Here is a 13432-nt window from a genome sequence, read left to right as displayed (position 1 = left end):
TGGGGACGGCATGTACGGCTGGATCTGGCGGCATCTGCCGGGCAATGCCTGGGTGAGGGCGTTCATCTCTCTGATTCTCGCCCTCGCTGTGGTCTACGCGCTCTTCGAGTACGTCTTTCCGTGGGCCGAGCCCCTGCTCCCCTTCAACGACGTGACCGTGGACGACGCCCAGGGAGCCCACCGATGAGCGCACGCATCCTGGTCGTCGACAACTACGACAGCTTCGTCTTCAACCTCGTCCAGTACCTCTACCAGCTCGGTGCCGAGTGCGAGGTCGTGCGGAACGACGAGGTGCGGACCTCCCACGCCCAGGACGGCTTCGACGGCGTCCTCCTCTCGCCCGGCCCCGGCGCCCCCGAGCAGGCGGGCGTCTGCATCGAGATGGTCCGCCACTGCGCGGAGACCGGCGTCCCCGTCTTCGGCGTCTGCCTCGGCATGCAGTCGATGGCGGTCGCCTACGGCGGCGTGGTGGACCGGGCGCCGGAACTGCTCCACGGCAAGACCTCCCCGGTCTTCCACGAGGGCCGCGGGGTCTTCGAGGGGCTCCCCTCGCCCTTCATCGCCACCCGGTACCACTCGCTGGCGGCGGAACCCCAGCGCGTGCCCGAGGAGCTGGAGGTCACCGCCCGCACCGCCGACGGCGTCATCATGGGCGTGCGCCACCGGGAACTGCCCGTCGAGGGCGTCCAGTTCCACCCCGAATCGGTCCTCACCGAGCACGGGCACCTCATGCTCGCCAACTGGCTGGCGGAGTGCGGGGACGCCGGGGCCGTCGGCCGGTCGAGGGGGCTCGCGCCGGTGGTGGGCAAGGCCACGGAGTGACCGCGCTGCGGCCCGAGCGCGAGACGGCCGCCGGGGGGCCGGTCGACCCGCTCACGGACCCGCTCCCCGACGTGCTGGCCGGCGGCCACAGCTCCCCGTGGTTCCGCGCCGAGCAGCCCCCGCAGCAAGGCCAGGGCCACGACCTCCCCGCGCCCCCGCCGCCCCCTGCCGACCCGTACGCGCAGCTTCCCGCCGACGCGTACGCGGCGCCCCCGCAGGACGACGCCTACGCCGGGCACCTCCCGTACGACGGCGGTCCCGGATGGACCGCCTCCCCGGAGCCCTACCCGGCGCCGGAAGCCGCCGAAGAGCCGTACAGCCCCGTCCCGGAGGCTCCCCGGGACGACGAGACGATGGCGCTCCGGACGGCCGACCCCGCCCGAACAGGCGAGGAACGCGACGAGACCCCGCCCGCCACCACCGCCGCCCCCGGCACCGAGGGCGGCCGGGCGGCCCGGCGGAAGGCGGCCAAGCGGAACGCCAGGCCGGGCGGACGCCGCGGCACGGGCCGCCGCCGCGCCGGAGCGCCCGCCCCCGGGGCGTCCGGAACCCCGGGCGGCGACAGCGAGCCCCCGGAGCGCCCACGCACCCGCGTCGAGGCGCGCCGGGCCGAGCGGGCCCGGAAGCCGAGCGCCGCCACCCTCGCCAGCCGGGCGGTCGGCGAGCTCTTCATCACCATCGGCGTCCTGATGCTGCTCTTCGTCACCTACCAGCTCTGGTGGACCAACGTCCGCGCCCAGCAGCAGGCCGACGGCGCCGCCCACCACCTCCAGCAGGACTGGGAGCAGGGGAAGCGGAAGCCGGGGGCGTTCCAGGCCGGCCAGGGCTTCGCCATCCTGCACATCCCGAAGCTGGACGTCGTCGTCCCGGTCGCCTCCGGCATCGACAAGCAGCGCGTCCTCGACCGCGGCATGGCGGGCCACTACGCCGAGGGCGCCCTGAAGACGGCCCTGCCCAGCGCGAAGGAGGGCAACTTCGCCGTCGCGGGCCACCGGAACACCCACGGCGAACCCTTCCGGTACATCAATCGGCTCACACCGGGCGACCCGATCGTGGTGGAGACCCAGGACACCTACTACGTGTACGAGATGGCGAGCATCCTGCCGCAGACTCCCCCGTCCAACACGGCCGTCATCGACCCCGTGCCCGCCGGATCGGGGTTCACCGAGCCGGGCCGGTACCTCACGCTCACCACCTGCACTCCGGAATTCACCAGTACGTATCGGATGATCGTCTGGGGCAAGATGGTCGAGGAACGGCCGCGCAGCAAGGGCAAGCCCGATGCGCTCGTCGATTGAGTCGGACCGGACGGACGGGGCAGGGCCAGTGGCAGCGACGAAGACGCAGGACAGGACGGACGAGGAGTCCGTCACCGCACCGCGCAGACGCAAGCGCGGCATCATCGCGACCACGGTCGGGGTCTTCGGCGAGCTGCTGATCACCGCGGGCGTCGTCCTCGGCCTCTTCGTCGTCTACTCGCTCTGGTGGACCAACGTCGTCGCCGACCGCGAGGCCGGCAAGCAGGGTGACGCGGTCCGCGACCGCTGGGCGGGCGGCCCCGGGGCGCTCGACACCAAGGACGGCGTGGGCTTCCTGCACGTCCCGGCGATGAAGAACGGCGAGGTGCTCGTCAAGAAGGGCACCGAGGGCTCCATCCTCAACAAGGGCGTCGCCGGCTACTACACGGACCCGGTGAAGTCGGCGCTCCCCTCCGACGACAAGGGCAACTTCACCCTGGCGGCCCACCGCGACGGCCACGGAGCCAAGTTCCACAACATCGACAAGATCAAGAAGGGCGACCCGATCGTCTTCGAGACGAAGGACTCCTGGTACGTCTACAAGACGTTCGCGATCCTCCCCGAGACCTCGAAGTACAACGTGGAGGTCCTGGACGCCGTCCCGAAGGAGTCCGGCGCCAAGAAGCCCGGCCGGTACATCACCCTCACCACCTGCACGCCGGTGTACACCTCGGACTACCGCTACATCGTCTGGGGCGAACTGGACCGCGTCGAGAAGGTCGACAACCAGCGCACCCCACCGGCCGAACTGGGCTAGCCCCGGGCGGGCCACTCCCTCCCGCCCCCACCCACCACGAAGCCCCGGCACCGATCATCCGGTGCCGGGGCTTCGCGTGTTCGTGCCGGTCGTGCGGGAGGGTCAGTCCCGGCCGCGGCCGCCGCCGAAGATGCCGCCGCCGTCCTCGCCGGGCGGGCCGACCGTGGTCAGGTTGACCGCGGTGCCCTTCGGGACCTCGGCGTCCTCACCCGGGTCCAGCGCGGCGACGAGCGCGTTGTCGTCGGGCGAGCCGGAGATGTTGCCGACCGCCAGGCCCGCGTCGGTCAGGGCCTTCTTCACGTCGCCGAGCTTCTGGCCGCGCAGACCGCCCGGAACCTTGACCTTCTCGGCCGCCTTGGCGATCTTCAGGGTGACCGTGGAGCCCGGCTGGACCTGAGCCTGGGGCGCGGGGGTCTGGGAGAAGACCTTGCCGGCTTCCGCCTCGTTCTCCTCCTCGACGCAGTTGGCCTTGAGGTCGCTGCCCTCCAGCTGCGAGGTGGCCTCCTCACAGGTCTTGCCGCTCACGTCCGGCACCGCCGTCATCGCCTTCTCCTTGGCGACGGTCAGTGTGATCGTGGTGCCCTTCTCGACCTCGGAGTCCCGGTCGGGGTCCTGGCCGATCACCGTGCCGGGCGTCTGGTCCGACTCCTCGGCCTTCTGCTCGATGTCGGTGAAGCCCTTCGCCTTGAGCTGCTCCTCGGCCTTCTCGAAGGAGAGCCCCTGGACGTCCGGGACCGTGATCTTCGGGGCGCCGGTGGAGACGACGACACTGACCGTGCTGCCACGCTCGACCTTGGCGCCGTCGCCGCCGCCCGGTTCGGGGTCCTGGCTGCAGATGTGCTTGGCGGGCTGGTCCTCGCACTCCTCGCGGGCGGAGATGTTCAGCTCCAGATCGACGTTGCCGGCCTTCTTCTTGGCCTCGGAGAGGGTGCTCCCGACGAGGTTGGGGACGGAGACCTTGTTGTCGCCCCCGTTGCCGCCGAAGAGCGACTTCCCGATGAAGATGGCGCCGATCAGCACCAGGATGCCCGCGGCGATCAGCAGGATGGTCGAGGTGTTGGTGTTCTTCTTCGGCTGCTGGCGCCGGCGCCCCGGCCGGTCGTCGTAGCCGTAGCCGCCGTCGTCCGGGTGGACCGGCGGGAGCATGGAGGTGGGCGCGGCGCCGTCCTGCGGGCGCATCGCCGTGGTCGGCTGGTCGTCCGGGTAGCCGCCGTAGCCGACCGCGCCCATGGCGGCGGTGGCGCCGACCGGCTGGCCGTCGAGGCACGCCTCGATGTCGGCCCGCATCTCGTCGGCCGACTGGTAGCGGTAGTCCGGGTCCTTGACCAGGGCCTTCAGGACGATCGCGTCCATCTCGGGCGTGATCTCGGGATCGAAGACGCTCGGCGCCTGGGCCTCTTCCCGCACGTGCTGGTAGGCGACGGCGACCGGGGAGTCCCCGACGAAGGGCGGGCGGACGGTGAGCAGCTCGTAGAGCAGGCAGCCCGTGGAGTACAGGTCGGAACGGGCGTCGACCTGCTCGCCCTTGGCCTGCTCCGGGGAGAGGTACTGGGCGGTGCCGATGACAGCCGAGGTCTGCGTCATCGTCATGCCGGAGTCGCCCATGGCCCGCGCGATGCCGAAGTCCATGACCTTGACCTGGCCGTTGCGGGTCAGCATCACGTTGGCCGGCTTGATGTCACGGTGGACGATGCCGGCCCGGTGCGAGTACTCCAGCGCCTGGAGGATGCCGATCGTCATCTCCATGGAGCGCTCCGGCAGCAGCTTGCGGCCGGAGTGCAGCAGTTCACGGAGGGTGGAGCCGTCGACGTACTCCATGACGATGTACGGGATCGAGACCCCGTCGACGTAGTCCTCGCCGGTGTCGTAGACGGCGACGATCGCCGGGTGGTTGAGAGAGGCGGCCGACTGGGCCTCACGGCGGAACCGGGCCTGGAAGGACGGGTCGCGGGCGAGGTCGGCCCGGAGCGTCTTCACGGCGACGGTCCGGCCGAGACGCGTGTCGTGGGCGAGGTACACCTCGGCCATGCCACCACGGCCGAGCACCGAGCCCAGCTCGTACCGGCCGCCCAGGCGACGCGGCTCTTCCATAGCTACCTACCAGCTCTCTCCGTCGGTCCCGACCGCACCCGTGTGTGGTCCGGCGGTGTGCTGCCCGGCCATACGGTACCCGCCCCGCACAGGCCGGTCCGGCCCTGGACGTGAGCTGATACCTGACCGGTATCCCCGCGCGTGAAGATCCACAACTTCCGGACCGTGACGGGGTTCCTAGCCGGCCGCGGGCTCACTTCTTGTTGTTCACGACCGCCTCCATGACGGACTTGGCGATGGGCGCGGCGAGGCCGCCACCCGAGATGTCGTCACGGTTGGCGCTGCCGTCCTCGACGACCACCGCGACCGCCACCGGCGAGCCCTCGGCCGTCTTGGCGTAGGAGATGAACCAGGCGTACGGCTTCTCGCTGTTGTCGACACCGTGCTGTGCGGTACCGGTCTTGCCGCCGACGGTGACGCCCGGGATGCGCGCGTTGGAGCCCGTGCCGTCGTTGACGACCGTCTCCATCATCTGCTGGAGTTTCTGCGCGTTCTCCTTGGAGAGCGGCTCGCTCATCTTCTTCGGCTCGTGCGTCTCGATGGTGTCGAGGCCCGGGGCCTGCAACTGGCTCACCATGTACGGCTCCATGAGGACACCGTCGTTGGCGATGGCCGAGGTGACCATGGCCATCTGGAGCGGGGTGGCGGCGGTCTCGAACTGGCCGATGGAGGAGAGCGCGGTCTGCGCCCTGTCCATCTCCTTCGGGAACACCGAGGCGTTGGAGCGGACGGGCGTGAACTGCTCCTCGTTGAAGCCGAACTTCTCCGCCGTCTCCAGCATCTTGTCCTTGCCGAGATCGGAGCCGATCTTGCCGAAGACGGTGTTGCAGGAGACCCGCAGTGCGTTCCGGAGGGTGGCGTCCTCGCAGGGGATGTTGCCCTCGTTCTTCAGCGGCGTCGTGGTGCCCGGCATGATCCACGGGAGCGGCGTCTTGGTCTTCGCGTCGATGTCGGTGACCAGCCCGTGCTCCAGGGCGGCCGCCGCCGTGAGGACCTTGAAGGTCGAGCCGGGCGGGTACGTCTCGCGCAGCGCGCGGTTGACGAGCGGCTTGTCCTTGTCCTTGTCGAGCTTGGAGAACTCCTCGCCGTCCTTGTTGGTGATCCCGGCGAAGACTCCGGGGTCGTAGGACGGGGTGGAGGCCAGGGCGAGGATCGCGCCGGTCGACGGGTCGAGCGCGGCGACGGCGCCCTTGCGGTCGCCGAGCCCCTCGAACGCCGCCTTCTGGGCGCTCTCGCTGAGCGTCGTGACGACGTTGCCGCCCTCCTTCTTCTTGCCGGTCAGCATGTCCAGCGTGCGGCGGAAGAAGAGGCGGTCGTCGTTGCCGGTGAGGATGCCGTCCTCGAGGTTCTCGATCTGCGAGGCGCCCACGAGCTGCGAGGCGTACCCGGTGACGGGGGCCCACATCTCGCCGTTCTTGTAGGTGCGCTTGTACTCGTAGTCGGTGCCCTCGGTGGCCTTGGAGCCGGTGATGGACTTGCCGTCGACGATGATGTCGCCGCGCGGCTGGGCGTACCGCTCGATGGAGACGCGGCGGTTCTTCTCGTGCGTGGCCAGTTCGTCGGCCTTCACGTACTGGATCCAGTTGGCCCGCACCAGCAGGGCGAGGACCAGCAGACCGCAGAAGATCGCGATCCGGCGCAGGGGCTTGTTCACGGGCGCACCACCTGGGTCATCTCGGCGTCGGGGGAAGGAGCCGGCGCCGGGGCGGGACGGCGGGCGGTGTCACTGATGCGGATCAGGATGGCGACCAGCGCCCAGTTGGCGAGCACCGACGAACCACCGTACGCGAGGAACGGCATGGTCATACCGGTCAGCGGGATGAGCCCCATCACGCCGCCGGCGACCACGAAGACCTGGAGGGCGAAGGCGCCGGTCAGGCCGATGGCGAAGAGCTTGCCGAAGGGGTCACGGGCGGCCAGCGCGGTGCGGGCACCCCGCTCGATGATCAGCGCGTAGAGAAGGAAGAAGGCCATGACGCCGGCCAGTCCGAGTTCCTCGCCGACGGTGGAGAAGATGAAGTCGGAGTTGGCGGCGAAGCCGATGAGGTCGGAGTCGCCCTGGCCGAGGCCGGTGCCGAGGACGCCGCCCGAGCCGAACGACATGACCGACTGGCCGATCTGCTCGCACGCGCCGGAGTCGGCGTAGCAGCTGAAGGGATCGAGCCAGGCGTTGACGCGGGCCTGCACGTGCGAGGCGAAGGAGGCGACGCCGACGGCGCCGGCCGCCGCCATGCCCAGGCCGATGACGATCCAGCTGGTCCGCTCGGTCGCCACGTACAGCATGATCACGAACATGCCGAAGAAGAGCAGCGAGGTACCGAGGTCGTTCTCGAAGATGAGGACGAGGAGGCTGACCGCCCAGATCATCAGGATCGGGCCGAGGTCGCGGCCACGCGGCAGGTAGAGCCCCATGAAACGGCGGCTGGCCAGCGCCAGCGCGTCACGCTTCACCATCAGGTATCCGGCGAAGAAGATCGCGATCACGATCTTCGCGAACTCACCGGGCTGGATGGAGAAACCGCCGACGTTGATCCAGATCTTGGCGCCGAAGACGTCCGCGCCGAGTCCCGGCACGAGCGGCAGCAGCAGCAGGATGATCGCGCCGACCATGGAGATGTACGTGTACCGCTGGAGGATGCGGTGGTCCTTGAGGAAGACCACCACGGCCACGAAGAAGGCGATGGCGATCGCGGAGTACATCAGCTGGTTGGGCGCCGAGGCCGAGAAGGAGCCGTACGCCTTCTTCGCCAGCTGCTGGAGTCGCTCCGACTGGTCCAGGCGCCAGATGAGCACCAGGCCCAGGCCGTTGAGGAGGGTCGCCAGCGGGAGCAGCAGCGGGTCGGCGTAGGGCGCGAAGCGGCGCACCACGATGTGGCCCACGCCCGCCAGCAGGCCGAGGCCGATGCCGTAGCCGATGAGGCCCGTCGGGATCTCGTCGTTGATCGCGAGGCCCACGTTGACGTACGCGAACACGGGGATGACCACCGCGAACACCAGAAGGGCTAGTTCGGTGTTGCGGCGGCTCGGCGCACCGATGGCCCCGATGGTGGAAGTCTGTGTCGTACTACTGCTCATGGCGTGAAAAGGCCCCCAACGGCTGCTTACTGCTTACCGCACAGCGGGACCAGCTTCTGCTCTTCCTCCGAGAGGCTGGGGCCGGGCGTGGGAGTGGCATCGGACTTGTTCTTGCTCTTGGCGTCGTCGGTGAGGTCACCGGCCGCGTCGGAGTCGCCCTTGCCGGGCTTCGCCTCCTCCTGCTGCTTCTGCGCGGCGGCGCGGCGCTCGGCGTCCTTCTTGCAGGCGGACGCCTGGACGCCGAGTTCCTCGACCTTCTCCCTGGCCTCGTCCATGCCGCCCTCGGCGATGGTCGCCTCCACCTGCTTGCGCTGGTAGGGCGGGAGGTACTTGAGTTCGATCTCGGGGTGGTCGCGGTGGACCTTGGAGAGCGACACCCAGGCCAGGTCCTGGTTGATGCCCTGGAAGAGGGCGACGTGGTCGTCCTTGGTTCCCACGTAGTACTGGGTCTGGGTCCAGCGGTAGCCGCCGTAGAGGCCGCCGCCGACGACCGCGAGGACCAGCACCGTGTAGAACGACCGCTTCAGCCAGGCGCGCCCGCGCCGCGGCTTCTCGAAGTCCCCGTCGCCGTACGCGCCGAAGGAGTTCTCCGGGGCGTACTCGGCGGAGGAGCCGCTGCCGGGCGGGCCGAAGGAGCCGCTGGGGGCCGACGGCCTGCGGCCGAGGCCCGCCGCGCGGCCGGCCGGGGTCTCCATCGCACCGCTGTCCTGCTGCTGGTGCTGGTTCTCCGCGACCGCGCCGACGACCACGGGGGTGTCGTTGAGCTGGGTGGTGAGGGTGTCGTTGGAGTCGACGTCGAGGACGTCGGCGACGATGCAGGTGATGTTGTCCGGGCCGCCGCCGCGCAGGGCGAGCTGGATCAGCTCCTGGATGGTCTCCTGCGGGCCCTGGTAGCTGGCGAGGGTCTCCTCCATCGTCTGGTGGGAGACGACGCCGGAGAGACCGTCGGAGCAGATCAGGTAGCGGTCGCCGGCGCGGACCTCGCGGATGGAGAGGTCCGGCTCGACGTGGTCGCCGCTGCCCAGCGCGCGCATCAGCAGCGAACGCTGCGGGTGCGTCGTCGCCTCCTCCTCGGTGATGCGCCCCTCGTCGACGAGGCGCTGCACCCAGGTGTGGTCCTGCGTGATCTGCGTGAGCACGCCGTCCCGCAGCAGGTACGCGCGGGAGTCGCCGACGTGGACGAGGCCCAGGCGCTGGCCGGTCCAGAGCAGGGCGGTGAGCGTGGTGCCCATCCCCTCCAGCTGCGGGTCCTCCTCGACCATCACCCGGAGCTGGTCGTTGGCCCGCTGCACGGCGGCGCCCAGCGAGGTGAGGATGTCGGAGCCGGGGATCTCGTCGTCGAGCTCCACGAGGGTGGTGATGACCTCGGAGCTGGCGACCTCGCCCGCGGCCTGGCCGCCCATGCCGTCGGCGATGGCGAGAAGACGGGGGCCGGCGTAACCGGAGTCCTCGTTCCCCTCCCGGATCATGCCCTTGTGCGACCCCGCGGCGAAGCGCAGTGACAGGCTCATGCGCCGCACCTCGCCTGTCGACGGTTCCGGGTACAGCCGGTCTGATCGAGCCACACTGCCCACCCTCCGGTCGGGAGCGCCTCCTGAATCGGACCCTGACGGTGGATCACGACGGCCCGCTCGCTCCGCTCGCTCATTGTCGTACTACTTCCGCAGCTCGATGACGGTCTTGCCGATACGGATCGGTGCGCCCAGCGGAATCGGGGTCGGGGTGGTGAGCCGGGTCCGGTCGAGGTAGGTGCCGTTGGTCGACCCGAGGTCCTCGACGATCCACTTGCCGTCGTGGTCCGGGTAGATCCTGGCATGCCTGCTGGAGGCGTAGTCGTCGTCCAGCACGATCGTGGAGTCGTGGGCGCGGCCGAGGGAGATCGTCTGCCCCTGGAGGGCGACGGTGGTGCCGGTGAGTGACCCCTCGGACACCACCAGCTTCGTCGGTGCCCCGCGCCGCTGGCGGCTCGATCCGCCCTGGGCGCGCTGCTGCGGCGGCGCGGCCTGCTGGCGTTGTTGCTGCGGACGCGCTTCGGCGGTCCGCCGTGCTCCGCGCTGGGTGACGCGCGTGCCGAACAGGTCGCTCCGGATGACCTGGACGGCCACGATCACGAACAGCCACAGAACGGCCAGGAAACCCAGCCGCATGACCGTCAGGGTCAGCTCTGACATTGCCCCCGCTTCACCCTTCGGCTTGCCGGTAAATGATGGTGGTGTTGCCCACGACGATTCGCGAGCCGTCGCGGAGCGTAGCGCGGGTGGTGTGCTGTCCGTCCACCACGATGCCGTTGGTGGACCCGAGGTCCTGGACCGTGGAGGGCGAACCGGTCCGGATCTCGCAGTGTCTGCGCGAGACTCCGGGGTCGTCGATCCGCACGTCCGCCTCGGTGCTGCGGCCGAGTACGAGGGTGGAGCGGGAGATCTGGTGGCGGTTGCCGTTGATCTCGATCCAGCGGCGCGTGGTGGAAGCCGCGCCGGCCTGCGAGAGGCCGCCGCCGTGCGTCCCGGGCGGAGGTCCCGCCGGCATGGGAGGCGGGGAGGCCGGGGGCTGCGGGTAGCCGTAGCCGCCCTGCGGCGGGCGGCCGGGAGCGGGAGCCGGGCCGCCGCCCTGCGAGGGCGCCGGGGGGTACGCGTGGCCGCCGGGGGCGGGTGCGCCGCCCGGCGTCTGGGAAGTGCTGGAGGCCAGCGTGCGGCTGCGGACGCGGTACAGGCCCGTGTCGAGGTCGTCGGCCTTCTCCAGGTGGACCTTGATGGGGCCCATGAAGGAGTACCGCTGCTGCTTGGCGTAGTCGCGGACCATGCCGGACAACTCGTCGCCCAGCTGGCCCGAGTACGGGCTGAGCCGCTCGAAGTCCGGGGTGGAGAGTTCGACGATGAAGTCGTTGGGGACGACCGTGCGGTCGCGGTTCCAGATCGTCGCGTTGTTGTCGCACTCGCGCTGGAGCGCGCCGGCGATCTCGACCGGCTGCACCTCGGACTTGAAGACCTTGGCGAAGGTGCCGTTGACCAAACCCTCGAGACGCTGCTCGAAACGCTTCAGGACTCCCATGGGGCACCTCCTCCGTCGTTGGCTTCCTGGTACTGCTTACTGATCGTATCCACGCGCCGGGAAATCGGCTGGTTCCCCCTGTCGGCCCCGCCCACGAGTGTCGCCCCTCACAAGACATGCCCCGTGCACGCCGATTCACGACTCGGGGCCAACCTTCCCGGGGGACCCTGCCACGGCCACGGGTGGCCTTGCCAGGGTCCTGGGTCCCGGCGCCCGCTCCCGGGCGCCGCGAGGCGGGCGCCCGCGTCGCGGGCGCGGTCCGGACCCTCTCACGGGCGGGCCTGGCGTCGCGCGCTCCCACCCGCGCACCGTGCCTTCCCGGTGCTCTCCCTGTTCAGTGTCGCGTATACGGGACGGAGACGGGAGCGGCCGGCGCCGAATCGCCGTTTCCCGGGCCCGGGCGGGGAGAGGGCGGGGCGGAACGGTCCTGCGGTAGCGGGGGAGGGCCCTGCGGAGGATCTCGTTCCGGGGGTTCGGCGGGTCGCGGGCGGGCCCGGGGAAAGGGATGTGATTCCACCCGGAACACCGTGCTAATCTTCTGCATGTCGGAAGGCGCCGCGCCCACCAGGGCCGGACCGGAAGGCAACACCCAATGCGCGGGTGGCGGAATAGGCAGACGCGCTGGATTCAGGTTCCAGTGCCCGAAAGGGCGTGGGGGTTCAACTCCCCCCTCGCGCACCATGGAGACCGGGTCTCCATCAGGACGAAAGTTCTGGTGGGGGCCCGGTTTTCGTTGTGCCCGGGGGGTGGTGGGGCGCCGGGAGTGCGCCTGTTGGCGGGGGTGGTGCGGGTGGTGGCGCGGTGTTGTGCGATGTCGTGCCGTGTCTGCGTGGTGCTTCGCGCGCGGGCGTGGCCGGTGCAGTAGGGGTGGTGCGGCGCGCCGTGGGCCGGGGCGGCGGTTCGTGTGATGTGACGATTGTCTCAAGGGGCGGTCGGCTGCCGGTGGACGGGGCGGACTTCTCGGCCGGGGTGCGGAACGCCCACGCCCCGGAACGGTCGGCTCCGCCGGTGGCGGGCGCGGGTGCTCCGGGGCGCGGGACGGGCCGGATGCGGCGTCAGACGGTCGCTGCGGCCCCGGTGAGGCGGGCGGCGAGGGCGCGGGCCTTCTCGCCGGCCTCCTCCAGGGCCTTGGCGCGGGACGCCTCGAAGAGCGGTATCAGCTCGGACATCGCCGGGTTGACCGGGGCGAGCGTCAGCTCCGGGACGATGAAGTCGACCTCGGCGCCGAGCATGCCGACCGCCAGCTTCTCCAGGTAGTTCTGGACGAACTCGAAGCTCTCGCGCGGGGTCCCCTCGGCGTACGAGCCGCCACGGCTGGCCACCACGGTGATGGGCGTGCCCGCCACGGTGCCCGTCTCGCCGCCGGTGCGGCCCACGATGATCACCTGGTCGAGCCAGGCCTTGAGGGTCGAGGGGATCGTGAAGTTGTACATGGGGGCGCCGATCAGCACGGCGTCCGCCGACTCCAGTTCGGTGGCCAGCTCGTCGCGGAGCGCGACTGCCGCGCGCTGCTCCTCGGTGTGCTCGGAGGGGTCGGAGAACCCGGCCGACACCGCGGTGAAGTCGAGGTGCGGCACCGGGTGGGCGCCGAGGTCGCGGTGGACGACCTTCCCGTCCGGGTGAGCCTCGGTCCAGGCCTTGACGAAGGCGGCGGTGACCTCGCGGGAGGCGGAGCCTGCCGGGGAGATGGCGGAGTCGATGTGGAGCAGCGTGGCCATGGGGGTCTCCTGGGGAGCTGAGGCGGGCCCGGCCTGGCGACGTCGATGGCGCCCGGTCCTGCCTGTTGTTTAGTACGCGACTATGGATAACACAGGAGCTTACTTTTTTTCACCCCCTTCCCCGGTCCCAGTACCCTGAGAGGTATGGCGGGCAACGGCAAGGCCACGGGAACGGACGGCGCGCGCAGCGGCGGCGCCGGGAACGACCGAGCGCGGAACCAGGCCGAGGCGGGCGAACGCACGGAGACCGCGCCCGTGCCGGAGCCCTGCGGCAGGGTCGACCTGGGCATCACCCGGGTCTTCGAACTGCTCGGCAAGCGCTGGACCGGCCCGATCATCGCCGTCCTCATGACCCAGCCCGTGCACTTCGCCGACCTGCGCCGGGCCGTCCCCGGCATCAGCGAGCGGATGCTCTCCGACCGCCTGACCGAACTGGCGGCGGCCGGCCTCGTCCTGCGCGAGGTGAGCGAGGGCCCGCCGCTGCGCGTCTCCTACCGGCTCACCGAGTCCGGCGCGGAACTGGGCCCCGCCCTGTCCGCCCTGCGATGTTGGGGCGAGAAGCATCTGCTGGGCGGGGTGGTGGGCGAGCCGGGGGCGGGCTGCTGACCGTCTGAGTCCTGGTG

12 protein-coding genes and 1 tRNA gene are annotated in these 13432 nt (G+C 70.5%); 6 read left to right on the top strand and 7 right to left on the bottom strand.

Going from position 1 to position 13432, the window contains the following annotated elements:
- The first annotated feature begins 10 nt into the window (after positions 1-10).
- Genes OIM89_RS14925 through OIM89_RS14910 form a run of 4 tightly spaced genes read left to right on the top strand, consistent with a single transcriptional unit; the run spans position 11 to position 2877 of the window.
- A complete protein-coding gene (locus tag OIM89_RS14925; protein WP_003949345.1) occupies positions 11-187 on the top strand; it encodes a hypothetical protein in 177 nt (58 codons plus the stop codon).
- Positions 184-822, top strand: a complete 639-nt coding sequence (locus tag OIM89_RS14920; RefSeq protein ID WP_195730722.1) for an aminodeoxychorismate/anthranilate synthase component II — start codon at positions 184-186, stop codon at positions 820-822. The genes OIM89_RS14925 and OIM89_RS14920 overlap by 4 nt, the downstream gene beginning before the upstream one ends.
- The gene (locus OIM89_RS14915) at positions 819-2120 is read left to right on the top strand and encodes a class E sortase (RefSeq protein WP_030699587.1); all 1302 of its coding nucleotides are present in this window, start codon (positions 819-821) and stop codon (positions 2118-2120) included. Before OIM89_RS14920 ends, OIM89_RS14915 begins: the two co-directional genes overlap by 4 nt.
- A gap of 28 nt (positions 2121-2148) precedes the next feature.
- Positions 2149-2877: a class E sortase gene (locus OIM89_RS14910; protein WP_030699586.1), complete on the top strand. Its 729-nt coding sequence runs from the start codon at positions 2149-2151 to the stop codon at positions 2875-2877.
- A gap of 102 nt (positions 2878-2979) precedes the next feature.
- Here the strand turns inward: OIM89_RS14910 and pknB are convergent, their stop codons facing one another.
- The 6 genes from pknB to OIM89_RS14880 all read right to left on the bottom strand — a co-directional run bounded on the left by pknB (position 2980) and on the right by OIM89_RS14880 (position 11091).
- Positions 2980-4968 (bottom strand): Stk1 family PASTA domain-containing Ser/Thr kinase, encoded by a 1989-nt coding sequence (gene pknB, locus OIM89_RS14905; protein ID WP_030699585.1) that lies wholly within the window; start codon positions 4966-4968, stop codon positions 2980-2982.
- Between the two features lie 193 nt (positions 4969-5161).
- Positions 5162-6622, bottom strand: a complete 1461-nt coding sequence (locus tag OIM89_RS14900) for a peptidoglycan D,D-transpeptidase FtsI family protein (RefSeq protein ID WP_030699584.1) — start codon at positions 6620-6622, stop codon at positions 5162-5164.
- Entirely contained in the window at positions 6619-8043 is a 1425-nt protein-coding gene (locus OIM89_RS14895) for an FtsW/RodA/SpoVE family cell cycle protein (RefSeq protein ID WP_030699583.1), read from the bottom strand. Before OIM89_RS14895 ends, OIM89_RS14900 begins: the two co-directional genes overlap by 4 nt.
- A gap of 26 nt (positions 8044-8069) precedes the next feature.
- Positions 8070-9554 (bottom strand): Stp1/IreP family PP2C-type Ser/Thr phosphatase, encoded by a 1485-nt coding sequence (locus tag OIM89_RS14890; protein WP_030699582.1) that lies wholly within the window; start codon positions 9552-9554, stop codon positions 8070-8072.
- Between the two features lie 144 nt (positions 9555-9698).
- Complete coding sequence (locus OIM89_RS14885; protein ID WP_023418347.1) at positions 9699-10214, bottom strand: FHA domain-containing protein; 516 nt, start codon at positions 10212-10214, stop codon at positions 9699-9701.
- 10 nt (positions 10215-10224) lie between these two features.
- The gene (locus OIM89_RS14880; RefSeq protein WP_030699581.1) at positions 10225-11091 is read right to left on the bottom strand and encodes an FhaA domain-containing protein; all 867 of its coding nucleotides are present in this window, start codon (positions 11089-11091) and stop codon (positions 10225-10227) included.
- A gap of 594 nt (positions 11092-11685) precedes the next feature.
- Between OIM89_RS14880 and OIM89_RS14875 the strand changes: the two genes are divergently transcribed.
- Positions 11686-11772 (top strand) — tRNA-Leu (locus tag OIM89_RS14875).
- 374 nt (positions 11773-12146) lie between these two features.
- On the opposite strand, the gene OIM89_RS14870 is transcribed toward OIM89_RS14875, so the two are convergent.
- Entirely contained in the window at positions 12147-12809 is a 663-nt protein-coding gene (locus OIM89_RS14870) for an FMN-dependent NADH-azoreductase (RefSeq protein WP_030699580.1), read from the bottom strand.
- A 144-nt stretch (positions 12810-12953) separates the two neighbouring features.
- On the opposite strand from OIM89_RS14870, the gene OIM89_RS14865 reads away from it, so the two are divergent.
- Entirely contained in the window at positions 12954-13415 is a 462-nt protein-coding gene (locus OIM89_RS14865) for a winged helix-turn-helix transcriptional regulator (protein WP_030699579.1), read from the top strand.
- Positions 13416-13432 lie beyond the last annotated feature (17 nt).

This window comes from Streptomyces sp. BI87, from assembly GCF_025957665.1.
In the GTDB taxonomy this organism is placed as follows: domain Bacteria; phylum Actinomycetota; class Actinomycetes; order Streptomycetales; family Streptomycetaceae; genus Streptomyces; species Streptomyces albidoflavus.
Note: the sequence above shows the minus strand (reverse complement) of the source record. Positions and strands in the feature narration are given on the sequence as shown.